Origin of the sequence: Streptomyces sp. NPDC057617, assembly GCF_042800555.1 — a bacterium.
GTDB lineage: Bacteria > Actinomycetota > Actinomycetes > Streptomycetales > Streptomycetaceae > Streptomyces.
Genome location: NZ_JBHVGV010000002.1, coordinates 699,870 through 725,886, shown reverse-complemented (window position 1 = coordinate 725,886; position 26,017 = coordinate 699,870). Strand labels below are relative to the sequence as shown.

22 protein-coding genes are annotated in these 26,017 nt (G+C 70.1%); 13 read left to right on the top strand and 9 right to left on the bottom strand.

The window, feature by feature from the left end:
• The first annotated feature begins 74 nt into the window (after positions 1 to 74).
• Positions 75 to 1,325: a hypothetical protein gene (locus ACFU9P_RS08805; RefSeq protein ID WP_384078331.1), complete on the top strand. Its 1,251-nt coding sequence runs from the start codon at positions 75 to 77 to the stop codon at positions 1,323 to 1,325.
• Positions 1,322 to 1,723 (top strand): hypothetical protein, encoded by a 402-nt coding sequence (locus ACFU9P_RS08800; protein WP_384078330.1) that lies wholly within the window; start codon positions 1,322 to 1,324, stop codon positions 1,721 to 1,723. Before ACFU9P_RS08805 ends, ACFU9P_RS08800 begins: the two co-directional genes overlap by 4 nt.
• Here ACFU9P_RS08800 and ACFU9P_RS08795 read toward each other — a convergent pair.
• Complete coding sequence (locus tag ACFU9P_RS08795) at positions 1,647 to 4,127, bottom strand: ATP-binding protein (protein ID WP_384078329.1); 2,481 nt, start codon at positions 4,125 to 4,127, stop codon at positions 1,647 to 1,649. The two genes, ACFU9P_RS08800 and ACFU9P_RS08795, sit on opposite strands and share 77 nt — an antisense overlap.
• 225 nt (positions 4,128 to 4,352) lie before the next feature.
• Between ACFU9P_RS08795 and ACFU9P_RS08790 the strand changes: the two genes are divergently transcribed.
• Positions 4,353 to 7,385: a BTAD domain-containing putative transcriptional regulator gene (locus ACFU9P_RS08790; RefSeq protein WP_384078328.1), complete on the top strand. Its 3,033-nt coding sequence runs from the start codon at positions 4,353 to 4,355 to the stop codon at positions 7,383 to 7,385.
• A gap of 434 nt (positions 7,386 to 7,819) precedes the next feature.
• Here the strand turns inward: ACFU9P_RS08790 and ACFU9P_RS08785 are convergent, their stop codons facing one another.
• On the bottom strand, positions 7,820 to 8,791 hold the full coding sequence (locus ACFU9P_RS08785) for a LysR family transcriptional regulator (protein WP_376381806.1): 972 nt from the start codon (positions 8,789 to 8,791) through the stop codon (positions 7,820 to 7,822).
• 202 nt (positions 8,792 to 8,993) lie between these two features.
• Here ACFU9P_RS08785 and snpA point away from each other — a divergent pair, with 202 nt between their 5' ends.
• A complete protein-coding gene (gene snpA, locus ACFU9P_RS08780) occupies positions 8,994 to 9,656 on the top strand; it encodes a snapalysin (RefSeq protein ID WP_376381804.1) in 663 nt (220 codons plus the stop codon).
• 112 nt (positions 9,657 to 9,768) lie between these two features.
• On the top strand, positions 9,769 to 10,440 hold the full coding sequence (locus tag ACFU9P_RS08775; RefSeq protein ID WP_376381802.1) for a hypothetical protein: 672 nt from the start codon (positions 9,769 to 9,771) through the stop codon (positions 10,438 to 10,440).
• Positions 10,441 to 10,481: 41 nt separating this feature from the next.
• On the opposite strand, the gene ACFU9P_RS08770 is transcribed toward ACFU9P_RS08775, so the two are convergent.
• From ACFU9P_RS08770 to ACFU9P_RS08760, 3 genes are all read right to left on the bottom strand, one after another.
• Complete coding sequence (locus tag ACFU9P_RS08770; protein ID WP_376381800.1) at positions 10,482 to 10,928, bottom strand: DUF6304 family protein; 447 nt, start codon at positions 10,926 to 10,928, stop codon at positions 10,482 to 10,484.
• Between the two features lie 365 nt (positions 10,929 to 11,293).
• A complete protein-coding gene (locus ACFU9P_RS08765; protein ID WP_384078327.1) occupies positions 11,294 to 12,397 on the bottom strand; it encodes a family 2 encapsulin nanocompartment cargo protein polyprenyl transferase in 1,104 nt (367 codons plus the stop codon).
• 143 nt (positions 12,398 to 12,540) lie between these two features.
• On the bottom strand, positions 12,541 to 13,947 hold the full coding sequence (locus tag ACFU9P_RS08760) for a family 2B encapsulin nanocompartment shell protein (protein WP_376381796.1): 1,407 nt from the start codon (positions 13,945 to 13,947) through the stop codon (positions 12,541 to 12,543).
• A 242-nt stretch (positions 13,948 to 14,189) separates the two neighbouring features.
• Here ACFU9P_RS08760 and ACFU9P_RS08755 point away from each other — a divergent pair, with 242 nt between their 5' ends.
• Both ACFU9P_RS08755 and ACFU9P_RS08750 read left to right on the top strand, forming a co-directional pair.
• Positions 14,190 to 14,780 carry an N-acetylmuramoyl-L-alanine amidase gene (locus tag ACFU9P_RS08755; protein ID WP_376381794.1) on the top strand — a complete coding sequence of 197 codons (591 nt, stop codon included), beginning with the start codon at positions 14,190 to 14,192 and terminating at the stop codon, positions 14,778 to 14,780.
• A gap of 37 nt (positions 14,781 to 14,817) precedes the next feature.
• Positions 14,818 to 15,774 carry a 1-aminocyclopropane-1-carboxylate deaminase/D-cysteine desulfhydrase gene (locus tag ACFU9P_RS08750; RefSeq protein ID WP_384078326.1) on the top strand — a complete coding sequence of 319 codons (957 nt, stop codon included), beginning with the start codon at positions 14,818 to 14,820 and terminating at the stop codon, positions 15,772 to 15,774.
• A 25-nt stretch (positions 15,775 to 15,799) separates the two neighbouring features.
• On the opposite strand, the gene ACFU9P_RS08745 is transcribed toward ACFU9P_RS08750, so the two are convergent.
• Positions 15,800 to 17,410 carry a Na+/H+ antiporter gene (locus ACFU9P_RS08745; RefSeq protein WP_384078325.1) on the bottom strand — a complete coding sequence of 537 codons (1,611 nt, stop codon included), beginning with the start codon at positions 17,408 to 17,410 and terminating at the stop codon, positions 15,800 to 15,802.
• A gap of 35 nt (positions 17,411 to 17,445) precedes the next feature.
• Here ACFU9P_RS08745 and ACFU9P_RS08740 point away from each other — a divergent pair, with 35 nt between their 5' ends.
• From ACFU9P_RS08740 to ACFU9P_RS08730, 3 genes are all read left to right on the top strand, one after another.
• On the top strand, positions 17,446 to 17,706 hold the full coding sequence (locus ACFU9P_RS08740; protein ID WP_376381788.1) for a UBP-type zinc finger domain-containing protein: 261 nt from the start codon (positions 17,446 to 17,448) through the stop codon (positions 17,704 to 17,706).
• A gap of 245 nt (positions 17,707 to 17,951) precedes the next feature.
• Positions 17,952 to 18,365: an anti-sigma regulatory factor gene (locus tag ACFU9P_RS08735; protein WP_217306731.1), complete on the top strand. Its 414-nt coding sequence runs from the start codon at positions 17,952 to 17,954 to the stop codon at positions 18,363 to 18,365.
• Between the two features lie 42 nt (positions 18,366 to 18,407).
• On the top strand, positions 18,408 to 19,352 hold the full coding sequence (locus ACFU9P_RS08730; protein ID WP_376381890.1) for an RNA polymerase sigma factor SigF: 945 nt from the start codon (positions 18,408 to 18,410) through the stop codon (positions 19,350 to 19,352).
• 132 nt (positions 19,353 to 19,484) lie between these two features.
• On the opposite strand, the gene ACFU9P_RS08725 is transcribed toward ACFU9P_RS08730, so the two are convergent.
• Entirely contained in the window at positions 19,485 to 19,916 is a 432-nt protein-coding gene (locus tag ACFU9P_RS08725) for a hypothetical protein (RefSeq protein ID WP_384078324.1), read from the bottom strand.
• Between the two features lie 116 nt (positions 19,917 to 20,032).
• Here ACFU9P_RS08725 and ACFU9P_RS08720 point away from each other — a divergent pair, with 116 nt between their 5' ends.
• A complete protein-coding gene (locus tag ACFU9P_RS08720) occupies positions 20,033 to 21,001 on the top strand; it encodes a diacylglycerol/lipid kinase family protein (RefSeq protein WP_384078323.1) in 969 nt (322 codons plus the stop codon).
• Positions 21,002 to 21,317: 316 nt separating this feature from the next.
• Complete coding sequence (locus ACFU9P_RS08715; protein WP_004937597.1) at positions 21,318 to 21,575, top strand: WhiB family transcriptional regulator; 258 nt, start codon at positions 21,318 to 21,320, stop codon at positions 21,573 to 21,575.
• A 213-nt stretch (positions 21,576 to 21,788) separates the two neighbouring features.
• Here ACFU9P_RS08715 and ACFU9P_RS08710 read toward each other — a convergent pair whose 3' ends face one another.
• Entirely contained in the window at positions 21,789 to 23,282 is a 1,494-nt protein-coding gene (locus ACFU9P_RS08710) for a sensor histidine kinase (protein WP_376381888.1), read from the bottom strand.
• Positions 23,283 to 23,618: 336 nt separating this feature from the next.
• Between ACFU9P_RS08710 and nagB the strand changes: the two genes are divergently transcribed.
• Positions 23,619 to 24,401, top strand: a complete 783-nt coding sequence (gene nagB, locus ACFU9P_RS08705; RefSeq protein WP_384078322.1) for a glucosamine-6-phosphate deaminase — start codon at positions 23,619 to 23,621, stop codon at positions 24,399 to 24,401.
• Between the two features lie 70 nt (positions 24,402 to 24,471).
• On the opposite strand, the gene ACFU9P_RS08700 is transcribed toward nagB, so the two are convergent.
• Complete coding sequence (locus ACFU9P_RS08700) at positions 24,472 to 26,013, bottom strand: glycoside hydrolase family 3 protein (protein ID WP_376381780.1); 1,542 nt, start codon at positions 26,011 to 26,013, stop codon at positions 24,472 to 24,474.
• Between the last annotated feature and the right edge of the window lie 4 nt (positions 26,014 to 26,017).

Genomic DNA, 26,017 nt, shown 5'->3' with positions numbered 1-26,017 from the left:
CTCGGCAAGACTTCCGCCTGGTTCGGCGGGCATCTCGGGCTCGAAAGGTCCGAGAAGGTACGTCGGGGGAATTGATGACGGATGTGAAGGGGCCCATGGGTCCCGCACGTACGGAGCCCGGTCAGTGGCTGACACTGGCCGGGTGCAAGAGGGCGCTGATCATCGCGCACACCGAGGTGTACGCGCAGCGGCTGCGGGAGTTGCTGCCGTTGCTGGAGTCCGATCTGCGGATCCAGGTGGTGTTCACCATCGCACCGCACGCGTTCAACGGGGGAGCCGCGCGGGCGCTCCGGGATGTGGGGAGCACGTTGCTGCCCTGGGAGGAGGCGGTACGAACCGAGTTCGACCTCGCGCTGGCGGCGGGGTCGCAGGGGATGGAGCAGGTCCGTGCCCCGCTGATCCGTATGCCGCACGGGGTCGGGCATATGAAACTGTCGCGGCCGTCCGACGACCGCACGCCCGGGGAACCGCGGACCGTCAGCGGTATCGGGCGCAAGTATCTGATGTGGGACGGGAAAGTCGTACCGAAGGCGTTCGCCCTGGCCCATCGCGAGGACCTCGCCACGCTCGAACGCTGGTGCCCGGAGGCGCTGCCGGTGGCCGAGGTGGTGGGCGATGCCTCCCATGACCGTATCGCCGCGAGCCTGCCGCTGCGTGAGCGGTACCGTACGGCGCTGGGCGTACTGCCCGGGCAGAAGCTGATCCTGGTCCCCTGCACCTGGGGGCTCGGTTCGTCCTTCAACCGGCTGGACGCCCTGCTGCCCAGGCTGCTGACGGAGCTTCCGCGCGAGGAGTACCGGATCGCCGTGACGGTGCACCCGAACGTCGCCGCCGGACATGGCGACTGGCAGGTTGGCGCCTGGCTGTCCGCCTTCCGGCGGCGTGGTATCGCGGTCATCGCTCCGGACGCCGACTGGCGTGCTCCGCTGATCGCGGCGGACTGGGTGATCGGCGACCATGGCTCCGTCACCCTGTACTCCACCCTGACCAGGGCGGCGATCCTGCTGGCGCGCTTCCCCGAGCGGGATGTCAACGCGGCTTCCCCGGGAGCCGAGCTGGCACGGATCGCTCCCTCGCTCTCCCCGTCCCATCCGCTGGCGGAACAGCTCGCCTACGCGGCGGCCGAGCGCCCGGACGAGGAGTACGAACGGATCGCGGCCCGGATCTCCTCGGAGCCGGGACGTTTCAACCGGCGGATGCGGCGGCTGATCTACCGGATCCTGGGGCTGGGCCAGCCCGCGTTCCAGCCGGCGACCCAGCCGCTGCCACTGCCTCTGCCGCTGGGCCTGGAGCCCGGCGCCGACGCCACGGGGGTGCCGGCATGAGCGTATGGAAGGAGACCAAGGGAGCGTGCGCCGCCGACGGGCATCTGACCGTCGACCTCGACGGGGGCGCGGCGGAAGCATGGCGTCAGTGCGCCGATGTGCTGTACGCCAGCCGTGAACGTACGTCCGCCGAGGCGCGAGACCTGGCCGGGCGGACCCTGCTGGACTACCCGGGCTGCCTCCTGACGCTCGTACGGTACGAGGGCGGCGGCTGCTGGGCGGCCGTCCGCGCCGCGGACCGGGCGGTGACGCTCCCGGTCCCCGACGCGTCTCCGCGCCGGTGCTGCGCGTGCCTCGCCTCTCTGCTCTATCCGGCGGTGGTCAGAGCCCTGAGCCATCACCACGACCGTCAAGCCGCCGCAGCCGACCTTCCAGACGAGCCGCGTCGTCCTTGCTGACCGCTGTGTAACGGGCCAGGGACTGTTCGTACCAGTCCCTGGCTCTCGCCTTGTCCCGGTGTTCCTCGGCGGTCTCGCCGAGCATCTCCAGCACCCGCCCCTGCCAGTGGCGCGACCCCGTCGCCTCGAACTCGTCGAGGGCCTGGACCAGATGCCGCTCGGCCAGCTCGTGGTCACCGCTGCCCGCTCCGGCATGGGCACGCCCGAGGAAGGCCAGCGCGCGGGCGGCGTCGTAGGCATCGTGCTCGGCCAGCAGATCGGCCCGTGCCTGTGCGAGGAAGGTGAGGGCCTGCTCGGGGCGGCCCGCGGCCAGGGCTACATCGCCGAGGCAGAGCCTGGTCAGTGCCTCGCCGCGCCGGTAGCCGATCGTTTCGCGCAGTTCGAGTGCCTGGCCGAAGAATTCCGCGGCCTCCGTCAGCCGTTCGGCGAGCCGGTTCGTCTGACCGAGACCGTGCAGGGCCTGGGCCTCGGCACGTATATCGCCGTCCCGCCGGGCGCCGTCCCTGGCCTGCGCGAACCACCGGAGCGCATCGTCGTGGCGGCCCGCGTTGCGCAGGCCCGTACCACCGGAGGTGAGCATCCGGCTCACGGCCGGCCGGTCCCCAAGCCGCTCGGCAGCGGCCAGGCCGGCCTCGTACGCCTCGATCCACAGGTCGTACGGGCGCAGCCTGAGGAACAACGGCCAGAGCGCGTCCGCGAGTTGCCACACCGTGGTGTCCCAGCGGTGGTCGACGGACGTCCGCAGCGCCGCCATGAGATGCGGCGTCTCGGTGTCCAGCCACGCCAGTGCCCCTGACGGCCCGTCGAAGGGCGGCGGCTGATCGGGCCGAAAGTCGTAGTCGCGGCTCATGGTGCGGTGGCTCGGTGAGAGCAGGGCCTCGGCGGCCGTGGCGTTGGCGAGGTAGAGGTCCACGACTCGGCGTACGGTGTCCCGCCGGTCGGTGGGGCCCTCCTCCCTGGCTGCCAACCGGCCCGCGTGGGCCCTGGTCAGGTCGTGGAAGCGGTAGCGGTCGAGCCCGGTGCCGGTGTCGGGACCCAGGTCCTCCAGCAGATTCACCTCGGCCAGTTCGTCGAGCATCCGGCCCGCCTCCTCGGGCGGCACCGCGCAGGCCGCGGCGGCAACCGGGCCGTTGAACACGGAGACCGGGGGCAGCCCGAGATACCGGTAGCCGCGCGCGAGGTCGGGCGGCAGGAGACGGTACGACTCGTCGAGCGCGGCGTCCACGGCCTGTGTCCCGTCGACCCGCAGCGTCTCCAGCCTGCTCGCGCCGCCCCTGCCCAGCGCTCCCGCCATGGCCGCCAGCGGCTGCCGCGGCCGCACCGCCATCCGGGCCGCCGCCACGGACACCGCCAGCGGCAGCCCGGCGCACAACTCGGCCACGCGCCGGGCCGCTTCGGGCTCGCGTTGCACCCGGTCGGCGCCGACCCGGCGGCTGAGCAGCTCCAGCGAGCTGTCGGGGGACATGACACCGAGCTGGAAGAAGGTGGCGCCGTCGACCGCCAGGCCCGTCAGCCGCGCCCTGCTGGTCACCGCGACCAGGCTGCCCGGCGCGCCCGTCAGCAGAGGCCGTACCTGGGCGGCGCTGACAGCGTTGTCCAACATCACGGCCAGTCGGAGGCCCGCCGTGTACGAACGCCACAGCGCGGCCTGCTCGCCAAGGGCGGCCGGTATCTGCGCCGCGCCGAGCGCCCTGAGGAACTGGCCGAGGATCTCACCGGGGCCGGCGGGATCCGCGTCGCCGGAGTGACCGCGTAAGTCCGCGTACAACTGTCCGTCCGGAAAATCCGCCACCCGGCTGCCCAGCCAACGGGACGTCAGCGCGGTCTTCCCGACCCCTGCGGGCCCGCTGATCACGGTCAGTACGGGGCTGCTCCCGGAGCGTCCCATGAGCCTGTTCAAAGCGGCGAGTTCCGTGCCACGGCCGGTGAAGTGCTGTGACACCGGGAGGAGTTGTTGCGGTGTGACAGTGGGCCCGGCGGCTTCCTGTGCAGGTGACGTGTGGAAGTGCACTCCCCCGTGAATCCGGCCTGCCTGCACAACGGGACCGCCGATCGTGGCGCTTCCCTTGATGGCGTTGCCCACACTCGCGTCCACACTCGTCTGCGCACTCGCGCCCGTGCTCGCGCCCGTGCTCGCGTCCGCATTCCCGGACATCGTGGCCGTCGAGATCCACAACCGCAGATCTCGTGTGAGCTGCGGCGAGCCCGCTGCCTGACCTGCGAGTGCCTCGGCCAGTACGCGGAATCGCTCCGGCGATTCCCGCGCTCCCCCGGCCACGGCCCATTCCCGCAGGAGTGTCTCCGACACCGGTCCCATGGTCCTTCGCACCATCTCGGCAAGTGCCTGCCATAACTCCGGATTGCCGCTTGCCGCGGCCAGAGCGGTCGCCAGCTCCACAGCCATGACCGGTTCCATTTCCGCCACCTTCCCCGTTGCCCCCAGGCGGGGTGAGACGCGCTCATGTGGCCTGGGATTTACCCATCTCGAAGCCACTACAGGCCAAACATTTCCCTGAAGAGAACGATTGAGCCAAGCCGGATGCGCGACTGCCATGCCATCTTCTGATGACGTTGGCACCGTGCCATCCTTTACGGCGGCGGCGAAAGCGGGCCGCGATTGGGGCGGCTGGTGAAAATTCTGATCCTGGGGCCCGTCGAACTGCACGTGGACGGGCAGATTCATCCGCTCGGCACCGCAAAGCGCGCGCTCGTTCTGGCGGCGCTCGCCATGGATGCCGGCCGGCCGGTCTCCCTCGACCTGCTGACCAGCCGGGTCTGGAACGACGATCCGCCGGCCAAGCCGCGGGCGAGCCTCCACTCGTACGCGGCGCGGATCAGGCGGACGATCCGCACCGGCTCGGGCCAGGATCATGTGGCACACCAGGCGCACGCCTACACGCTGAACGTGCGCCCCGAGACGGTGGACGCACACCATTTCCAACGGCTGGTGACCCAGGCCCGTTCACTGTCCGACAGCGGTGACGACCCTCAGGCGCTGGATCTGCTCCGGCGGGCGGACGGCCTGTGGCGGGGTGAACCGCTCTCCGGCCTCCCCGGCGACTGGGCGGAGAGCGTTCGTACCAACCTCGCGGAGAAGCGGCTGGCGGCGACGCTCACCCGGATCGACATCGAACTCCACATGGGCCACTTCGCCGAACTGATACCGGACTTGACCTCACTGCTCGAACAGCACCCCACCAATGAGCACATCGCGAGCAAACTCGTCGTCGCACATTACGCCGGCGACCGTCAGGCGGAGGCCCTTCGTACGTACGAGTCCGTACGGCGGCGGCTGAGAGAGGAACTCGGCGCGAGCCCCGGCCAGTCGCTCTCCCGAATTCACCGGCTCATTCTGAATCAGGCCCCTGTCGCGGATCTGCTCGGCCGACGAGCGCCTTCCAAAGGGGCCCCGAACACGCTGCCGAGCCATGGCGAACTGGTCGGCAGACAGCGGGAATTGGAGGCTCTCCAGAAATCCCCGGCAGACGGCGCGGTCATCGCCTTGCAGACCATCTCGGGAATGGCGGGGGTCGGCAAATCCCTGCTCGCGCTGCACTTCGCGCGGCGCCTGGCTCCGAATTTTCCGGACGGCCTCATACACATTGATCTGGGGGCACATTCCGCCCGGCAGCGAGCATTGAGCCCGCACACCGCCCTCGCCACTCTGCTCCGTATCTTCGGCGTTTCCGCCTCGGCGATATCCGACGACACCGATGAACTGATCGCTCTGTGGCGTACTTTGCTCGGTGACCGCCGCGCGGTCATCATTCTCGACGACGCGGTGGACGCGGAGCAGCTTCGCCCACTTCTCCCGGGCACATCCCCCTCGCTGATCATCATCACCAGCCGGCGCCGGCTGACAGGTCTGCCCGGTGTGCGTTCGCTCTTTCTGGATGTGCTTCCGGCAGCGGACGCCGTCGCTCTTTTCCGTCAACTCGTGGGCGAGGATCGAACAGAAGACCGAGAAGAGGTCTTTGAAATCGTCCGCTTGTGCGGACACCTTCCCCTTGCCGTGGAAATCGCGGCAGGACGCCTGGCTTCCCGCCCTTCCTGGACCACATCGCATCTCATCCAGAGACTGTCCCGGGAGCCCGGGCGGCTGGGGGAAATACGCGACGGGTACCGGGAAGTCGCACGAGCGTTCGCCATGTCGTACCGCACTCTCACCGAGGACGAGCAGAGAGCCTTCCGGCTGCTGAGCCTCCATCTCGGTCCCGATTTCGGCCCGCATGCCGCAGCGGCCCTGACGGGGCATCATCTCGATTCCGCCGAGAGGCTCCTCGAAGGACTTCTGGACGCGCACCTCTTGCAGGAACCGGCGCCGGACCGGTACCGCTTTCACGATCTCGTCGGCGAGTTCGCCCGTACCCTCACGACCGCCGAGGATCTGGTGAGCGACGGCGATCTGGCGGTCCGGCGAGTCATCGATTTTTATGTGCAGGCAGTGCGCCTCGCGACGCAACTGACCCATCCCCGGCGCCCCCGGCTCGACATCCCGCAGGACTCGCCGTCATGGCAACTCCCGGTGTGGAGCGACGCCCAGGCCGCCAAGAACTGGCTTGCCCAGGAACGCGCGGGCCTCGTCGCCGCCGAGCGCCAGGCCCGTATCCACGGCAGACCGCGGCAGGCCGCCCTGCTCGCACATGCCTTGGCGGGGTTCCTCGACGACGAGGGCTACTGGGGAGTGGCCCGGCAGATGCACGGACCGGCCGCCGACCACTGGCGCGCGACGGGCGACCGTCGGGCGGAGGTGTACGCGCTGGTCGACCTGGGTGCGGTGCTGTCGCACTCGGGCGACTACGAGCAGGCCCGCGCCTGCGGAGAGCGCGCGCTGGAGGTGGCGAGCGCGCTCGGTGACGCGACGGCAGAGGCCGAGGTGCACCATCTCCTGGGCGTGCTGTGCTGGAACCGTGGGCGGCTGGAGGAGGCCCTGTCCTTCCAGAACACCGCGCTGGCACTGCGAAGACGCACCGGCGATGCCTGGCTGATCGCCCGCTCGGAGAACAATCTGGGAATCACCCAGCTTTACCTGGGAAACCACGGGGAGTCGGAGAGATTGTTCCGGTCCTCGCTCATCCGGTTCCGTGACGTCGGAGACACCCGTCAAGAGTCGCATGTATTGAACAACCTTTCCGATCTTTTCGCAGAAAAAGGGGACAGGGAATCCGCGTCCCGTTTCCTGAGGGAATCCCTCGATCTCATCGCCACCACAGGGAGCCCATCGGAACACGCGATTGCTCAGGTCAATCTGGCCAATACCATGGATACGGCGGTCGGGCTGAGCAAAATACTGGAAATATACGGTCAAGCGCTGCGTACATTCGACCGCCTCGGAGACCGCCGGAACGCCTCCATCACGCTCTACCGGATGGGTGCCGCATACCTGACGGTCGGCAAATTCGCAGAGGCGGCGGCGCATCACCGGCGCGCACTCGACCTGGCCCGTGGGATCGGCGCGGCACACGAAGAGGTGCAGGCCCACCGGGGGTTGGGAGTGGCGGAGCACCGGCTCGGCGAAGTCGATTCTGCGGCGGAGCATCTGGAGGCAGCCTTCGTTTTGGCGAGCCGCATCGGCGCGCCGAAGGAAGCGGCGGAGGCGGCCGACGAGTTGAAGAGACTGCGCGTCGGGACGGGTTCGACGGAGCGCTTGCGGGAGTCGTAGGGACGCGGGTGCCCGCGCATTGCGTTCAGTCGAAGCACTTTGCTTGAAGGCGCAACCACCAGGGGGGGCCGACGCACGCCCGGAAAGATTCGCGTAGGATCATGCAACACCACCGGTTGTTGCTCCGACACGTGTGCGGCACGCAACTCCCATGGGTGAACACATGCTTTTCTGATCAGGTTCACGACAGGTAGGAACACCCTCGAACATGTGCAAGAAGTACAACGCGATCGCCCTGGGCACAGCGCTCGCGATGGCCGCACTCGCAATCCTTATCTGCATTCCGTCGGCTCAGAGGGCCACGGACACTCTCGCCGACAGCCAGCACGGCCCGACACGAATAGCGTCCAACGTCTGATAGAGCCTTTCGGGATCTCCGAAACACGCGGGGCCGGGTCCATACCCTTATGGACCTGGCCCCTTGTCGTACGTCGCTACACCGCCAGGACATCCAGCAGCGGGCTCTTATTGCGCGTCAGCCAGTGGCGGTACGGGGTCGCCTCCAGCGCCGCCTCTCGGTACGCCTCCGCCAAATCCGGGTAGACCTGGGCGCCTATGGAGGTTTCTCCGGTGATGGGGACCGGGCGGGAGAAGAGGAGGAGGCGGACTGCGAGGGGGTCGTCGCGGAGGGGTCTTATGGCCATGTCGTCGCGGGGGCGGGAGGTCGGCTGGCAGGGGGCGACCGCTTCGCCGACGGCTATCAGAGACGCGGCCGTCATGTAATCCCCGTGCAGGACCGGCGGGTTGAGGCCGGCCGCGTTCAGGACGCGGCGCAGTCCGTCCCATTCGCCGTCCACCGTCGGGTCGACCATCCAGCGGTCCCCGGCGAGGTCCGTGAGTTCCACCACCGGGCTGGCCGCCGCCGGGTGGTCGCGGGACATGGAGATGAACTGCGGTTCCCGCTCGACCAGTACGCGGGTTTCCAGCCCCTCCGGAACGGTGAGCGGGCAGCCCTCCACCTCGTGTACGAAGGCGACATCGAGCTGGCCGGCGGCGACCGTCCGCAGCAGGGCGTTGGCGGAGACGTCCATGTGGAGCGAGATGTCCGTACCGGGCAGCCGGTTCCTGAGGCGGCGCAGCCAGCCGACCAGGGCGCGGCTCGCGGTGGAGCCGATCCGCAGCCGCGGCCCGCCGACCCGGTCCGCCGCCGCCCGAGCCTCGGCGACCAGCGCGGCCATCCCCGAGACCAGCGGCCGGGCCCGGCTCACCACGGAGCGGCCCAGCGGGGTGGGCCGGCAGCCGGTGCGTTCGCGCGAGAACAGCTCCGCGCCGAGGGAGTTCTCGATACGCCGTAACTGGGTCGTCAAGGACGGCTGGCTCATGCCGAGTTGCCTGGCCGCTTTGTGCAGACTGCCGGTATCGGCAATGGCGCACAGGGCACGCAAGTGTCTCACCTCCAGCTCCATGCCCTGAGAGTAGAGCGGCCCTCTGAGCCGCACCAGGTGCCCAAATCGCAGTAATTGACGCCGCATTCGCCGAAAGTCGGCCAGGGTGACGTCCGGGTGATGCTCTCGTGTTATCGGGAATTGACATCATCCCCACAGGGACCGGCTCCCCGAGACTCTTGCCTACCGAACCCGTTCATCGGACGAGTAGGGAGCCCCCCACATGAAGCACCCCAAGACGGCGATTTCCGCAATCTGTGGAATTGGTCTGGCATTCGCGACCGCGTTCAGTGTCGCACCCACGGCCACCGCCGCCGGCACCGGTACCTCCGCACCCGCGGAGACCGGTTCGTACGCCGCTTTCGAGGGCTCGAAGGCGGAGGCCGCGGGCACGAAGGCGTTCTTCGACGCGGTCCTGAAGTCGGTCGCCGAGAAGCGTGCCGCGAACCCGGGCGTCCAGGCCGTCACCGTGGTCTACAACGCGTCGGCCGCGCCGCGCTTCGCCAGCCAGATAGCCAGCAGCACCTCGATCTGGAACAGCGCCGTCACCAATGTGAAGCTCCAGGCCGGCAGCAACGCCGACTTCACGTACCGCGAGGGAAATGACCCGCGCGGCTCGTACGCGAGCACCGACGGGCACGGCCGGGGATACATCTTCCTGGACTACGCGCAGAACCAGCAGTACAACTCCACCCGCGTCACCGCGCACGAGACCGGGCATGTGCTCGGCCTGCCGGACCACTACTCCGGTCCGTGCAGCGAGCTGATGTCGGGCGGCGGCCCCGGTACGTCGTGCCAGAACGCCCAGCCGAACGCGGCCGAGCGGGCCCGGGTCAACCAGCTCTGGGTGAACGGCCTCGCCGCCGCCATGGCCAAGGTCTCCTGACCCCGACCGTATCGCACCCGCACAGCGCAACACGTACGACAGGGGCGCTCCGAACCGCGGCAACCGCGGCAAGGGGCGCCCCTGCCCGTGTCCCCCTTGGTAACGTCGGCCGGTGGACTTCAGTACGGATACCGGCCGGGCCATCGAGGGCGAGTTCGAGACCCATGTGACGGTACGGGCCGACCGGCCGGGCACAGTCGCCGCGCTCGCCGAGTGGGCCGCCGCGCGCGGCCTCAAACTCACCCATATCGTTCTGGACCGCGGCCGCACGCCCTCGCAGCCGATGCTCACCCTGCGCGGTTCGGGCAGCCTCGACCAGCAGCGGCGCGCCGCCGAGCGGTGCGCAGACGAGCTGGCGCGGGCCGGATTCACCGTCGTACGGACGAAGACCGAGGCCGCGCCCTGGAACTCGGGGGTGCCACAGACCGACGCGGAGGCGGCGGCGCTGCCCGCACACTGCCACTTCGAGCACCACATCAAGCTGCGGCTGCCGATCCCGTACGACACACAGCGGCTGGCCGCGGTCGTGGAAAGGCACTCCGCGCACATCTCACGCAATGCGCGACGGGTGCTGTCAGGTGGCGTCCAGGAACGCTTTGTGACACAGCGTGCCCGCGGTGTCGGCCGCCCGACGGCCCGCGCCCGGCTCGACGCGCTGCTGGACGGGCTGATCACGGCCGGCTTCCAACCGGTAGACATCGAGGAGGAGTTCGTCCTCCACGACGACAACCCGGCGGTGGACAGCGGCTGGATCGAGGAGCGGGCGGCGCAGCCGGAGGGCTGAGGGGGAGAGGTCGGGGCCGTCCTCAGGCCCCGAACTTCCCCTCAGGCCGCTCCCACCAAGGACTTGCCGCCCAGCTCCATGCCCTCCGGGAGCTGGCGGCGGATGCGGTCCAGGGCCTCTTCGAAGCCGCCGCCGGAGATGCCCGACGCGTAGGCCGCGCCGCCGAAGTGGAGGGTCAGGCTCAGTTCCGGGCCGCGGCCGACCGGCGCCTCGGGGCCCCGCTCGCCGAGTGCCAGGAGGCAGCTCAGCGTGGCCTGCTGGACCGTACCGCCCGAGCCGACCGGCAGCGGGATGTCCCACTCCATGACGCACGACGACAGGGCCTCGCCGGCGCCCACCGGCTCCAGCGTGGCGAAATCCGCCCCTTCGTACTCAACTCCCCTTATTCGGGTGCGCACTTGCCGCCCACCCGCGGTGAGGGTGATCGCTTCCGCCCCCTGGCGGTCCCGGTACCAACCCGCCCATGTGTCCGTCGACTCCGCTGTCATGGCGCGGACTGTAGCGCTAGCCGATCTTCCTCCGCAGCACGGGTCACCGCTTCCTGCCGTACTTCCGGACAAGTACCCCATGCTTCCGGACAGACAGGCCCCTTCCGAAGGCGGGGCATGCCCCTCCTGAAGGCCCCCGCTGGCCGTACGGACGGCCCGAACCACCGGCGTACGGTCAACTTCCGGCGGATTCAGGCCACATGGGCCAGGTGTGCGGCGCGTCGGACGGGTCGGCCGTCATGCCCATGAACGCGAACCCGAGCCGTTCATACAACCGCCGGCCGCGCCCGCCGCTCGCCTCCATACGACCACGACCTCTCGCATGCCCCGTACACCCCATGCACCCCCCTACGCCCCGCACGGCCTCACCTCGTACGCCGCGTCACGAACTCCGCCAGCGCCAGCAGATCCCCCGCCGCCGCCAGATCCGGCACCGCCCGCGAGAGCTGGTGGACCGCCCGGGACATCCGGTCCGCCGCCTGCTGCTGTGCCCAGTCGCGCCCGCCCGCCCGCTCAACAGCGGCCGTCGCGCGCCGAACCGCGTCGGCGTCCATCGGCGCCCGGTACAGCTCGGCCAGCTCCTCGGCCGCCGGGGTGCCCGAGGACAGGGCCGCGACCACCGGCAGGGACTTCTTGTGCGCGACGAGATCGGCGCCCGCCGGTTTGCCCGTACGGTCCGGGTCCCCCCAGATCCCGATCAGGTCGTCGATGAGCTGGAACGCGAGCCCCGCCTCCCGGCCGAAGGCGTCCAGCGCGGCGACCTCCTCCTCCCCCGCGCCCGCGTACAGCGCGCCCAGCGCGCACGAAGTGCCCAGCAGCGCGCCCGTCTTGGCGGTCGCCATGGCGACGCACTCGTCCAGCGAGACATCGTGCGGATCGCGCCGCTCGAAGGCGCAGTCCGCCTGCTGGCCCGCGCACAGCTCGATGACGCAGGCCGCGAGCCGCGCCGAGGCGGTGGCGGACGCCGGGTGCGGGTCCTCGGCGAGCAGCCGCAGGGCGAGAGACATCATGGCGTCGCCCGCGACGATCGCGTCCGGGGTGCCGAAGACCGTCCAGGCGGTGGCGCGGTGCCGCCGGGTCGGGTCCTCGTCGATCACATCATCGTGGAGCAGGGTGAAGTTGTGCGCCAGCTCCACGGCCACGGCCGCCCGTACGGCCTGCTCCGGGTCGCCGCCGAGGGACCGGGCGGCCGCGAGGACGAGTGCGGGTCTGATCGACTTCCCGGCCCGCCCGGAGGCGGGCGTTCCGTCGGCGTGCTCCCAGCCGAAGTGGTACATCGCGATCCGCCGCAGCGGTACGGGCAACGACTCGACGGTGGAGCGCAGTTCGGGATGGACGGCGGTGCGGGTGCGCTCCAGGAGGGCGACGGCCTCATGGCCCTCGGCCGCGGTGTCCTCGTCACTCCGGGAGGGCACCCCGCAGGCACCGCTCCCGATGGCTGCATCCGTGCTGATCATGGTCACGGTCACTTCCTCTGTGGCGTGTGGCGTGGGGGGACCGATGGGGACCGGAGGCCGGGCACCTGCTGCCGGTGCCCGGCGCCCGGGCGGACCGGCCGCGTATCCGCACATACGCATACGAACAGCACGGCCGACCAGCCCGGGCTCTCACCTCACCTCCGGCGCCCCACTTCCACGTTCTCCAGCACCCCGAGCGCGTCCGGCACCAGCACCGCCGCCGAGTAGTACGCCGTGACCAGGTACGAGATGATCGCCTGCTCGTCGATGCCCATGAAGCGGACCGACATGCTCGGCTCGATCTCGTCCGGGATACCGCTCTGCTGGAGCCCGACGACCCCCTGCTCGGCCTCGCCCGTACGCATACAGATGATCGAGGTCGTCCTGGCGTCGGAGATCGGGATCTTGTTCGAGGGGAAGATCGGCACTCCGCGCCACGCGGGCACATGGTGGCCCGCGACCTCCACACTGTCCGGGTAGATCCCGCGCCTGTTGCACTCGCGCCCGAAGGCGGCGATGGCCCGCGGATGCGCGAGGAACAGCTTGGATCCCCGGCGGCGCGAGAGCAGCTCGTCCATGTCGTCCGGGCTGGGCCCGCCGTCGTGCGGCTGGAGCCGCTGTCCGTAGTCGCAGTTGTGCAGCAGCCCGAACTCGCGGTTGTTGATCAGCTCGTGCTCCTGGCGCTCCCTCAGCGCCTCGACCGTGAGCCGCAGCTGCTGCTCGGTCTGGTTCATCGGCTGGTTGTAGAGGTCCGCGACCCTGCTGTGCACCTTCAGCACGGTCTGCGCGACGCTCAGTTCGTACTCGCGCGGCGACGCGTCGTAGTCCACGAAGGTGTGCGGTACGACCGCCTCGCCGACATGGCCCGCCGAGAGGTCGATCTCGGCCTCGCCGTACTTGTTGGTGCGCTGGCGCGGTACGAAGGCGAGCGCGTCCAGATGGGTACGGAGCGTCTCCTCGCGGTCGGCGAGGTTCAGTACGTCGCTCCTGCTCAGCACCAGGACCGTGCACGCCGTCGCCGCGCGTGCGGTGTATCCCCAGGTGGCCTCCCCGTCCACCAGGGCCTGGTCCCCGAAGTACGCGCCGTCCGCGAGCACTTCGAGCACGGCGTCGTCTCCGTACGGCCCCTGGCGGGTCTTCTCGACCCTGCCGTGCGCCAGCAGAAAGACCTGGTCAGCGGGGTCCCCGGAGACGGCCAGGGTCTCGCCCGCCGCGAACTCCCGCTGCTCGCAGCGGCGCGCCAGCTCGGCGAGCACCCCTTCGTTGCCGTACGCGCGCAGCGCCGGCAGCTCCCCCAGCTCCGCCGGGACGACCGCGACCCGGTCCCCGGTCTGTACGAAGGTGACGCGTCCGTCACCGACCGCGTAACTGAGCCGGCGGTTCACCCGGTAGGTACCGCCCTGCACTTGGACCCACGGCAGCATCCGCAGCAGCCACCTGGAGGTGATCTCCTGCATCTGCGGTACCGATTTGGTGGTGGTCGCCAGGTTCCGGGCGGCTGCCGTTCCCAGACTCTGCTGGGCCGGCGGCTGTACCGCGCGGACCTCGTCACCAACCGACATGAAGTCTCCCTCTCGATCATGTGCTGACCTGCAAGCAGAAAGCTTCCAGCACGGTGCGTGGGTGCGCCATTACACAAACGAGTGGGACTGGATCAGCGTCAACGGGGCACAGGGCTCTCCCACGTCCCGACCGGGTGTCCTGATCGGCTCGCACACGGTCCGAACGGCCAGTAGGGACAAGGGGGTTCGGGTAACAAGCGCGGTACGGGACATTCCGTTCGCCAACCAGAGGGGAGTCGGCCATGGCCCGACCCATGTCCGCGGGACGTTTTCTCGACGCGCTCACGAGCGAGGGCCTCACGGTCGTCGAAGTCGGCGACTGGCGCACCCACAACCGGGACCACAAGGGGCCCTGGGGGCCGGTCCACGGGGTGGTCATCCATCACACCGTCACCCGGGGCACCGACGCCACCGTACGGCTGTGCAAGAACGGCCATACCGCCTTGCCGGGGCCCCTGTGCCACGGTGTGATCGCCAAGGACGGCTCGGTCCATCTCGTCGGGTACGGCAGGGTCAATCACGCGGGGCTGGGCGATGTCGACGTCCTGCGCGCGGTGATCGCGGAGCGGCGGCTGCCGAAGGAGCGCGAGGCCAACACCGACGGCAACCGCTACTTCTACGGCTTCGAGTGCGAGAACCTCGGCGACGGCGAGGATCCCTGGCCCGCCGCCCAGTTGGAGGCGATCGAACGGGCAGCGGCGGCGGTCTGCCGGCATCACGGCTGGAGCGCGGCCTCGGTGATCGGGCACCGGGAGTGGCAGCCGGGCAAGGTCGATCCGCGGGGCTTCACGATGGCGTCGTTACGGGCCCGGGTGCACGACCGTCTGGCCTGACGCGGCAGTCCCTGGCCACGGACCCGACAATGGGCGGGTGACCTCTTACGAAGCGCTCGATCCCGGCGTACTGCGGCCACGGCTCCCGTCGCCGCTGCTGCCGGCCGAGGACGAGCGCTTCGCCCGGCACGGCGTACGGCTGCTGCTCAAGCGCGAGGATCTGATCCACCCCGAGCTGCCGGGCAACAAGTGGCGCAAGCTGGTGCCGAATCTGCGGGCCGCCGCGGCCGGGGGCCGGCGCACCCTGCTGACCTTCGGCGGCGCGTACTCGAACCATCTGCGCGCGACGGCGGCGGCCGGGCGGCTGCTGGGTTTCGGCACGGTCGGTGTCGTACGGGGCGAGGAGCTGGCCGGCCGGCCGCTCAACCCGTCGCTCGCCCGGTGCGCGGCCGACGGGATGCGGCTGGTCTTCATCGACCGCGCGGCGTACCGCCGTAAAACAGACCCCTCCGTTGTGGCCGGACTGCTCGCCCGGGAGGGGCTCGATCCCGGCTCGGTGTACGTCGTACCGGAGGGCGGCAGCAACGCGCTCGCCGTACGGGGATGCGCGGACCTCGGCCGTGAGCTGCGCGGCGAGGCGGAGACCGTGGCGGTCGCCTGCGGTACGGGAGGGACGCTGGCCGGGCTGGCCGCCGGGCTGGGTCCGGGGCAGCACGCGGTGGGGTTCCCGGTGCTGCGGGGCGGGTTTCTGGAGCGGGAGATACGGGACCTCCAGCGCGCGGCGTTCGGCGGGCCGGCGGGGCGGTGGAGCCTCGACGACCGGTTCCACGGCGGGGGTTTCGCGCGTACGGCTCCGGAGGCCGAGGCGTTCGCGGGGGACTTCGGGGAGCGGCACGGGCTGGCGGTGGAACGTCTCTATGTCGCCAAAATGCTGTATGGACTTGGTGTCTTGGCGGAGGAGGGGGCGTTTGCTCGGGGGTCGGCGGTGGTGGCGGTGATCACGGGGTCGCCGGAGCCGGCGGCTGGGCCAGAATCCGGCCCGTCCGGCGATTGAGGACAGAACCCCCTGCCGGACCGGCTCAGTCCTCCGTCTCGCGGTACGCCGCCGCCTCTTCCAGGTCCAGTCTGCGCAGCAGCGTCCGCATCATTTCGTCGTCGATCCGCCGTCGGTCCCGCAGCTCCACGAAGACCGAGCGCTCCGTCTCGATCATTTCGCCCGACAGCCGCCGGTAGGTGTCGTCCGCCGACTCCCCCGTCACCTCGTTGACCGCCCCGAGCCGCTCCCAGACCGCGTTGCGGCGGCGCTCCAGGACCGCGCGGAGCCGCTGTGCCAGCGGTTCGGGCAGTGCGTTGCGCTCGTCGGCCAGCAGCTCTTCGAGCCGCCGCTCCGCCGCCGCCGAGGCCTCGCTCTGGGCCTGCGCCTCGGCCAGGGTCTCGGCCTGCCGGTCGCGGGCGGGCAGCTGCCGTAGCCGGATCAGCAGCCGGATCAGCACCGGCAGGGTGAGCCCCTGCACGACCAGGGTGCCGATCACCGTCGTGAAGGTCAGGAACAGTACGAGATTGCGCCCCGGGAACGGCCTGCCGTCGTCCAGCGCCAGCGGGATCGAGAAGGCGATCGCCAGCGACACCACACCCCGCATCCCCGCCCAGCCGACGATCAGCGGCGAGGTCCAGTTGGTCTCCGGCTCGCGCTCCTTGATCCCCCGGAACATCGCGCGAGGCAGGAATGTCGCCGGATAGACCCAGACGAAGCGGACCACCACCACGGCCACGAACACCCCGACCGCGTAGACGAGCGACTCCCCGACCCCGTACTCCCCGAGCCCCTCCAGCACGAACGGCAACTGGAGCCCGATCAGGGCGAAGACCGCCGACTCCAGGATGAACGCGACCATCTTCCACACCGCGTGCTCCTGGATCCGGGTCGCGAAGTCCACCTGCCAGGAGCGGTGCCCCAGATAGAGCGCGACCACCACGACGGCCAGCACCCCCGACGCACCCGCCTGTTCGGCCAGCGCGTAGGCGACGAACGGGATGAGCAGGGAGAGGGTGTTCTGGAGGAGGGGCTCGGTGAGATGCGTACGGAGCCAGTGCAGCGGCACCATCAGCACCAGGCCGACCCCGACCCCGCCGAGCGACGCCAGCGCGAACTCCCCCATCCCGCCCGACCAGCTCGCGCCCGCGCCGACCGCCGCGGCCAGCGCCACCTTGAACGCGGTGATCGCGGTGGCGTCGTTCACCAGCGACTCGCCCTGGAGGATGGTGGTGATCCGGCTCGGCAGGCGCAGTCTGCGGGCGATGGCCGTGGCCGCCACCGCGTCCGGCGGCGCGACCACCGCGCCCAGCACCAGCGCGGCGGTCAGCGGCAGATCGGGCACCAGCAGATAGGCGAGCCAGCCCACCGCGACGGTGGCGAAGAGGACATAGCCGACCGAGAGCAGCGCGACGGGCCGGATGTTCGCACGCAGATCGAGATACGAACTGTCCACCGCGGCCGTGTACAGCAGGGGCGGCAGCAGCAGCGGCAGCACGATGTGCGGATCGAGCGTGTACGCGGGTACACCCGGCACATACGAGGCGATCAGCCCGACCGTCACCAGCAGCAGCGGCGCCGCCACCGGTGTCCTGCGCGCGGCACCCGCGATCGCCGCGCTCCCCGCCACCAGCGCGACCAGGGGCAATACGTCCATCCCACCGTCCTCACACGCGTCGTAACCTGGTCATCATGAGTGAGTGCCCCCACATCGCGGAACTGCCCCGCCCCGAGCCCGCCCCGCGGGGCGAGACCTGCGGGGCGTGCCTCGCGGTCGGCGGCCATCCCGTCCAGTTGCGGCTCTGCCTGGTCTGCGGACAGGTGGGCTGCTGCGATTCCTCCCCTTATCAGCACGCCACACGACACTTCAAGGAGACGGGGCACGCGGTGATGCGGAGCTTCGAACCCGGTGAGAGCTGGCGGTGGTGCTATGCAGACGGTTCGATCGTCTGACGGCTGGGTACGTCAACCCTCCCCCGGCTGCTCGGAATTGAGGGCGGCAGACCACTAGCCACTTTCCGTGCTCATATGCTTACCATGAGTGACAGTCGCCGGACGGGGGTCCCCGGCGACACGGCACCATGGATCGCGATAGCGTCGCCAGTCCAGACCGGCTACGTACCGACTACGTACCGCGAGGCTCCGGGACATCCCCCGTTCCGGAGCCCTGAAGAGCTTGTGCCACCTTGGAGGTGAGGGTGTCCCAGATCGCAGGCGAGCCCGGGACCGAGGACTTCGTGGAAGTCCGGCTGCCCGCTGCGGGTGCCTACCTGTCCGTGCTGCGTACGGCCACGGCCGGCCTCGCCGCACGCTTGGACTTCACCCTCGACGAGATCGAGGACCTGCGTATCGCGGTGGACGAGGCCTGCGCGATCCTGCTCCAGCAGGCCGTACCGGGCTCCGTTCTCAGTTGCGTCTTCCGTCTTGTCGAGGACGCGCTCGAAGTGACCGTCTCGGCGCCCACCACGGACGGGCGGGCGCCGGAGCGTGACACCTTCGCCTGGACGGTGCTCTCGGCACTGGCGGGCAAGGTCGACTCGACGGTGGCGGAGGACCGTACGGTCACCATCAGCCTCTACAAACAGCGCGGCGCGGGACCCGGGCCGGCGTGAAGAACGAGGAACGGGGACGGTCCGGTGCGTGACGAGGGGCGCATCCCACGGGAGCCGCGGGGAGGGCACGAAGCTCCGGAGGAGCTGGTGCTCGCCCCCGCGGGCATCCCGGAGCAGCAGGCCCGTCCCCACCCGGAGGACGGACTTGACGGCCAGACGGCCGCGGCGGAGCAGGCGCAGGCAGAGCGGGCGGCCTTTATGAGCGAGCAGAACAACGACAAGCACCACGATCCACATGACCGCAGCGGTGCGCGGGCGATGTTCGTCGAGCTGCGCAAGCTGCCCGACGGCTCGCCCGAGCGGGCGGACCTCCGCAATCAACTGGTGCGGATGCATCTGCCCCTGGTCGAGCATCTGGCGAGACGGTTCCGCAACCGCGGGGAGCCGCTGGACGATCTGACGCAGGTCGCGACGATCGGCCTGATCAAGTCGGTGGACCGCTTCGACCCGGAGCGCGGTGTCGAGTTCTCGACGTACGCGACACCGACGGTGGTCGGGGAGATCAAGCGGCACTTCCGGGACAAGGGCTGGGCGGTACGGGTACCGCGCCGGCTCCAGGAGCTGCGGCTCGCCCTGACGACGGCCACGGCCGAGCTGTCGCAGCAGCACGGCCGTTCGCCCACGGTCCATGAACTGGCGGAGCGGCTGGGGATCTCGGAGGAAGAGGTCCTGGAGGGGCTGGAGTCGGCCAACGCGTACTCCACGCTGTCGCTGGACGTCCCGGACACGGACGACGAGTCCCCGGCGGTGGCGGACACGCTGGGCGCGGAGGACGAGGCGCTGGAGGGCGTCGAGTACCGGGAGTCGCTCAAGCCGCTGCTGGAGGATCTGCCGCCCAGGGAGAAGCGGATCCTGCTGCTCCGGTTCTTCGGCAATATGACCCAGTCGCAGATCGCGCAGGAGGTCGGCATCTCGCAGATGCATGTCTCGCGGCTGCTGGCCCGCACCCTGGCGCAGCTCCGGGAGCGCCTGCTGGTGGAGGAGTAGCGGCGGCGGTCCCGCACGCCCGGCCGCAGACAACGGCCGGGCCCATTCATGCAACGGGGGTTCCAGGCCGACCCGGGGCATTTCGTGCCCGCCGGATTTCCACGCGTCGCGGGCCGGGCCAGGCGGGCCGGGCTACGCGTCGCGGGCCGGGCCGATGCCCAGGGCTTCCGTCGTCGTCGGGTTGACGATCAGGACCAGGCCCGTCACCGCGACCACCGCCAGCGCGATACCGGCGGGGATCAGCGCGCCCGTGGCGCGCAGCAGCGTCCAGGCGACCGGCAGCGCCATGATCTGGGTGATCAGCGCGGGGCCCCGGCTCCAGGAGCGGCGCAGCAGCAGTCCGCGGGCGGCGAGCAGCGGAATGACCCCGAGCACGGCCAGGGTGATGCCCCCCATCTCCGCCTGCTCGGGCTGGTCGGGCCGCCCGAGCACGCCCATCACCAGCAGATACACCCCGCCGACGACCAGGGCCAGGGCTTCGAGCCCGCAGACGGCGGCCGCCGCGGTCAGGCGCGCGGGGCGCGGGGCCGGTGCGGGGGCGGTGGTCTCTTCGCTGCTGCTCACCCCTGCAGCGTAACCAGAGCGCTTTCGCGTACGGCCGGAGCCCGGTCCCGTACCGCCCGGTAGGTCCGGTCCGCCCGGCGGCGACCCATTGCCGCCCGGCCGGTAATCTGCTGAACATGCGCGCACTTCTCGTGGTCAACCCGGCAGCAACCACCACCAGTGCGCGCACCCGCGATGTCCTCATGCACGCGCTGGCCAGTGAGATGAAGCTGGAAGCGGTGACCACCGAGTACCGCGGTCACGCCCGTGACCTGGGCAGACGCGCCGCGGACTCGGACGATGTCGAGCTGGTCGTGGCGCTCGGCGGGGACGGCACCGTCAACGAGGTCGTCAACGGACTGCTGCACAACGGCCCCGATCCGGACCGGCTGCCGCGTCTCGCGGTGGTCCCCGGCGGCTCGACCAATGTCTTCGCCCGCGCGCTCGGGCTGCCCAATGACGCGGTCGAGGCGACGGGCGCCATCCTTGACGCACTGGCCCTGCGGAGCGAACGTACGGTCGGTCTGGGACTGGCGGCCGGGACACCCGGGACCGAGGACGAGGCGGTGCCGGCGCGCTGGTTCACCTTCTGCGCGGGTTTCGGTTTCGACGCCGGGGTGATCGGCCGGGTCGAACAGCAGCGGGAGCGCGGAAAGCGGTCGACGCACGCCCTCTATGTGCGCCAGGTCGTACGGCAGTTCCTGGAGGAGCCGCACCGGCGGCAGGGTCTGATCACTCTGGAGCGGCCCGGCGCGGACCCGGTCGAGGATCTCGTCCTGTCCATAGTCTGCAACACCGCGCCCTGGACCTACCTGGGCAATCGTCCGCTGTACGCGTCTCCCGAGGCATCCTTCGACGCGGCCCTGGACATCCTCGGGCTGACCAGATTGTCGACATCGGCGGTGGCCAGATACGCGACTCAACTGCTGACGTCGAGCCCCGATCGGGGCCCTCATGGACGCCATGCGGTGACTCTTCATGATCTCACGGACTTCACCTTGCATTCCAAGGCACCCCTCCCATTGCAGATGGACGGAGACCACCTCGGACTGCGCACGAGCGTGACGTTCACAGGCGTACGCCGTGCACTGCGTGTGATTGTGTGAGTGGAAGGGCCTAAACTCCTTTCACTCGAACGTTTAGGCTGGGATCCACCCCATGGAAGTACGGCTGTGACCTAGTCGACACCGAGGAATCAAAAAAAACTTTCCAGAAGGGGTTGTATCCGCCGCCGAGGTTTGCGAATCTCTACTTGGCGATCGGGACGGCCCGCACCATCGGCCTCTCTGAGAACCAGAACCCCTCCTCATTCCAAGGACCACACCAGTCCGTCTGGCGGTCGGCCCTTCCCTTGTCGGGGGATTCGTGAAAGCGTTCACATTCACAAGCAATCTGCATGTAATACCAAGAGAGGTAGCAGCCATGGACTGGCGTCACAACGCCGTTTGCCGCGAGGAAGACCCCGAGCTGTTCTTCCCCATCGGCAACACCGGTCCTGCGCTGCTGCAGATCGAGGAAGCCAAGGCCGTCTGCCGTCGCTGCCCCGTTATGGAGCAGTGCCTGCAGTGGGCGCTCGAGTCCGGCCAGGACTCGGGTGTCTGGGGTGGCCTCAGCGAGGACGAGCGCCGCGCTATGAAGCGCCGCGCCGCTCGCAACCGGGCGCGTAACGCGACCGCCTGAACCACCCTGCACGAGCCTCAGCCCGGCGGAGCGTACAGCGTGTACGCATAGCCCCGCCCCCGAACCGCAGCGCGCAGTACCCCCCGATGCGCATCGCACAGTGAGCTTCGAGCCGAGCCCCGGACCGTCACCACGGTCCGGGGCTCGCTGCTGTGTCACGTCAATGCGGCGGCGCCAAGTCCGCCATCCTTACGGCTACTTCCGCTACTTCCGCTACTTCTGCGGCTCGACCGGGATGTCGAGCGCGACCCGGGTGCCGCGACCCGGCGCCGGCACCATGTCGAAGCCGCCGCCCAACTCCCCCTCCACCAGCGTCCTTACGATCTGGAGCCCCAGATTGCCGGACCGGTGCGGGTCGAACCCCTCGGGCAGACCGCGCCCGTCGTCCTGGACGGTGATCAGCAGCCGGGCATCCGAACGGGCGCTGTCCCCGCGGTGTTTGCGCGAGTCCCCACTGCGTACCACCGACACATCGACCCGGCCCTGCTCTCCCGGGGCGAAGGCGTGTTCGAGTGCGTTCTGGATGATCTCGGTGAGCACCATCGAGAGCGGGGTGGCCACTTCGGCGTCCAGGATGCCGAACCGTCCCGTACGGCGGCAGACGATCTTGCCCGGTGAGATCTCGGCGACCATCGCAAGCACCCGATCGGCGATGTCGTCGAACTCCACCCGCTCGTCCAGATTCTGGGACAGCGTCTCATGCACGATGGCGATCGAACCGACCCTCCGCACGGCCTCGTTGAGCGCCTCACGGCCCTGCTCGGAGTCCATCCGCCGGGCCTGGAGGCGCAGCAGCGCGGCGACGGTCTGGAGGTTGTTCTTCACCCGGTGGTGGATCTCCCGGATGGTGGCGTCCTTGGTGATCAACTCGCGCTCGCGGCGCCGGAGTTCGGTGACGTCCCGGAGCAGCACCAGCGAACCGATGCGGGTGCCCTTCGGTTTGAGCGGGATCGCACGGAGCTGGATGACTCCGCCGCTGCCCTCGACCTCGGTCTCCCGGGGCGCGTAACCGCTGGCGAGCCGGACCATCGCCTCGTCCACCGGGCCGCGCGCGGGGGCGAGTTCGTCGGTGGTCCTGCCGAGATGGTGGCCGACCAGGTCGGAGGCGAGGCCGAGCCGGTGGTACGCGGAGAGGGCGTTGGGGCTGGCGTACTGGACGACGCCCTCGGCGTCGAGCCTGATCAGCCCGTCGCCGACGCGCGGTGATGCGTCCATGTCGACCTGCTGGCCGGGGAAGGGAAAGGTTCCGGCAGCGATCATCTGGGCCAGGTCGGAGGCGGACTGGAGATAGGTCAGCTCCAGCCGGCTGGGGGTGCGGACGGTGAGCAGATTGGTGTTGCGCGCGATGACACCGAGGACACGGCCGTCGCGCCGTACGGGGATGGACTCGACCCGTACCGGCACCTCCTCGCGCCACTCGGGGTCGCCTTCCCTGACGATGCGGCCCTCGTCCAGCGCGGCGTCCAGCAGCGGCCTGCGGCCCCGGGGCACAAGATGGCCGACCATGTCGTCCTGGTAGGAGGTCGGTCCGGTGTTGGGGCGCATCTGGGCGACGGACACATAGCGGGTGCCGTCGCGGGTGGGCACCCAGAGGACGAGGTCGGCGAAGGAGAGATCGGAGAGCAGCTGCCACTCCGAGACCAGCAGATGCAGCCATTCGAGGTCGGACTCGCTGAGGGCCGTGTGCTGTCGTACGAGGTCGTTCATGGAGGGCACACAGGCGAGCGTACCCGGGGCGCACTCGTCACCCGCGGGCCGCGGCGCCGCGACGGGACCCTCAACCCGTCCGGCACCGCAGCCCGGAGCAGCCCGGCCGGCGGGTGTGCGGTCCCGTACGGCCGTGGGAGAGGTTCCGCCGCAGTCAGGGCAGAGAGCGCCGGTACCTCGGTCCACCCTCCTGTGCGGGGAGGGCGGAGGCTCTACAGCGTCATTGTGGACTAGACCATTCCGTGCTGTCCATGCGTATGCGGGGCCTATTTCGTGGCGGCTCTGCTAGATTGGTCTATACCACATCGGATACTGAGTCAGATCGGCGGACCCACCGTGGAAGTTGTGATCGTCCAGGACGCGGCGGCTGGAGGCGAACTCATCGCGGAGAGCATCGCCGCCCTGCTGCGCCGCAAGCCCGACGCCCTGCTGGGCGTGGCCACGGGGTCGACCCCCCTGCCCATCTACGAGGCCCTGACGGCCAAGGTCCGCTCCGGTGCCGTGGACGCGTCGCACGCGCGGATCGCCCAGCTCGACGAGTACGTGGGACTGCCCGCCGGGCACCCCGAGTCGTACCGCTCGGTGGTGCTGCGCCAGGTCGTCGAGCCGCTCGGGCTTCCGGAGAGCGCCTTCATGGGGCCGGACGGCACCGCCGAGGACGTCCAGGCGGCGTGCGACGCGTACGACCGGGCGCTCGCCGAGGCCGGCGGGGTCGATCTCCAGCTTCTCGGGATCGGTACGGACGGGCACATAGGGTTCAACGAGCCCTGCTCCTCGCTCGCCTCGCGCACCCGGATCAAGACGCTGACGCGGCAGACGCGGGCGGACAACGCGCGGTTCTTCGACCGCCCCGAGGAGGTGCCGCACCATGTGATCACCCAGGGCATCGGGACGATCCTGGAGGCCCGGCACCTGGTGCTGCTCGCGACCGGTGAGGGCAAGGCAGAGGCGGTGGCGCAGGCGGTCGAGGGGCCGCTCGCGGCGGTGGTGCCGGCGTCGGCGCTCCAGCTCCACGCGCATGCGACGGTGGTGGTGGACGAGGCGGCGGCGTCGAAGCTGAAGCTGGCGCCGTACTTCCGTGACACGTTCTCGGCGAAGCCGAGCTGGCAGGGCATCTGACCTGCGAATCCTCAAGCGCCGGACGGGCCGACCGAGCCCGTCCGGCGCTTGAGGACAGAGATGCGGGGGCTCAGCTTTCGCGGCCCGTGATGACTTCCGCCGCCGCCTGGCCGCAGACCCTCGCCGCGCCGTACGTGGCGATGTGCAGGGCTCCCGAGGGCTCCGCCTCGTTCACCCCCATCTCCACCACGACCGTCTCCGGACGCGCCGCGAGCAGCGCGCGCAGGGCCGCGGCCATCCACGCGTGCCGGTGCACATCCCGTACGACCGCGACGACCGTACGGTCACCCGCCGCCGCCAGCACCCGCGTGACCAGCGCGTCCGTCTCCGTACCCGCGATTCCCGCGCCGCTGTACGAGCCCGTCTCCGTACCCGGGAGCAGCCGTTCCAGCTCCGCCGCGACACCCCACGGGGTCTCGTCCCCGACGGCGATGTTCGCGACGGGGGTGAAGGCGGCGACATAGGGCGGGGTGTCGAGCGGCTTGGCCGTCCCCGTCACCCGCAGGGCGCGGCGGGCCGCCACCAGACCGATCGCGGTGCCGGGCGCGGTCCCCTCCTGTGTGTCCGCGCCCGGCTCGGAAGTCCCCCCGGCCCCCCTGCCCCGCAGTGTCCAGCCGGCGAGACCGCGCACCCGCGCGGCGGCGTCGGCCAGACGCTCCTCGGGCAGTTCACCGGTCCGTACCGCCGCGACCAGGGCGTCGCGCAGCAGCAGTACGGTGTCCTCGTCCGCCAGGCCGCCGCCGACACAGATCGCGTCGGCGCCGGCGGCGATCGCGAGGACGGAGCCGCGCTCGATTCCGTACGTCGAGGCGATGGCCTGCATCTCCATGCCGTCGGTGACGATCAGTCCCTCGAAGCCCAGCTCCTCGCGCAGCAGTCCGGTGAGGATCTGCGGGCTGAGGGTGGCCGGCCGGTTGGGGTCGAGCGCGGGAAGCAGGATATGTGCGCTCATGACGCATTTGGAACCCGCGGCGATGGCCGCGCGGAAAGGCAGCAGGTCACGGGCGTGCACTGTGTCCAAGTCCACGTCGATACGGGGCATCGCGTGGTGGGAGTCGACCGCGGTGTCGCCATGGCCGGGGAAGTGCTTGGTGCAGGCGGCGACCCCGGCGCTCTGCAGACCCTCGACATACGCGGCGGTGTGCCGGGCGACCAGCGCGGGATCGGCGCCGAAGGACCGTACCCCGATGACGGGGTTGTCGCGGTTGGAGTTGACGTCGGCGGAGGGGGCCCAGTTGAGGTTGACCCCGCACTCGGCGAGCCGCCGGCCCAGCTCCCTGGCGACCTGCCGGGTCAGATCGACATCGTCGACCGCGCCCAGGGCGTGGTTGCCGGGGAAGGAGGAGCCGTGCCTGACCTCAAGCCGGGTCACATCGCCGCCCTCCTCGTCGATCGCGACGAGGACGTCGTCCCGCTCGGCCCTGAGCTGCGCGGTGAGCGCGGAGAGCTGGCCGGGCGAGGCGATGTTGCGGCCGAAGAGGCCCACGGAGGTGAGGCCCTCGCCGATGCGGCGCAGCAGCCAGTCGGGGGCGGTGGTGCCGAGGAAGCCGGGCTGGAGCACGGCGAGGGCGTCGCGGGTGAGGGTGTCCGTACTGCTTACGAGCGTGGTCATCGGC